This window comes from Phytobacter massiliensis JC163 (assembly GCF_000321045.1).
GTDB classification, from domain to species: Bacteria; Pseudomonadota; Gammaproteobacteria; order Enterobacterales; family Enterobacteriaceae; genus Phytobacter_A; species Phytobacter_A massiliensis.
In genome coordinates this window covers 1-913 of the sequence record NZ_CAEO01000183.1, presented here as the reverse complement: position 1 = coordinate 913, position 913 = coordinate 1, and the positions used below count along the sequence as shown (strand labels likewise).

At 60.7% G+C, this 913-nt stretch carries 1 protein-coding gene; it reads left to right on the top strand.

The window, feature by feature from the left end:
* The coding region (locus ENTHG_RS00090) for a PTS transporter subunit EIIC (RefSeq protein WP_187371660.1) at positions 1-913 on the top strand (913 nt) is incomplete at both ends.

The window sequence follows — 913 nt, the reverse complement described above, 5'->3', positions numbered from 1 at the left end:
AAAAGGTTGGCCGCGCGCTCATGGTGCCGGTCGCCACGCTGCCTGCCGCAGCGATTCTGATGGGGGTCGGCTACTGGATCGACCCGGTGGGCTGGGGCGGCGACAATGCGCTCGCCGCGTTCTTCATCCAGTCCGGCTCCGCCATTATCGACAACATGGGCGTGCTGTTCGCTGTGGGTGTCGCTTACGGCATGTCAAAAGATAAAGACGGCGCCGCGGCGCTGGCGGGCTTTGTGGGGTTCCTTGTGCTGACCACGCTCTGCTCACCGGCCGCCGTCGCCATGATCCAGAAAATCCCTGCCGACCAGGTGCCTGCCGCCTTCGGTAAAATCAAAAACCAGTTCGTCGGTATTATGGTGGGTATCATTGCCGCTGAACTGTACAACCGCTTTAGCAGCGTCGAGCTGCCGAAAGCGCTCTCCTTCTTTAGCGGTCGCCGCCTGGTGCCTATCCTGACCTCCTTTGTCATGATCGTGGTCGCCTTCATTATGATGTTCATCTGGCCGGTGGTGTTCAGCGGGCTGGTGGGCTTCGGCGAACATATCCAGAAGCTGGGCTCTGTCGGCGCGGGCGTCTACGCCTTCTTTAACCGCCTGCTGATCCCGGTCGGCCTGCACCATGCGCTGAACTCCGTATTCTGGTTCGACGTGGCGGGTATCAACGACATTCCTAACTTCCTCGGCGGCGCGCAGTCTATTGAAGCGGGCAAAGCGGTGGTCGGGATCACCGGTCGTTATCAGGCGGGCTTCTTCCCGATTATGATGTTCGGCCTGCCCGGCGCAGCGCTGGCGATTTACCAGTGCGCACGCCCGGAGAACAAAGCCAAAGTGCTGGGGATCATGATGGCGGGCGCCTTCGCCGCCTTCTTCACCGGGATTACCGAACCGCTGGAGTTCTCCTTTATGTTCGTGGC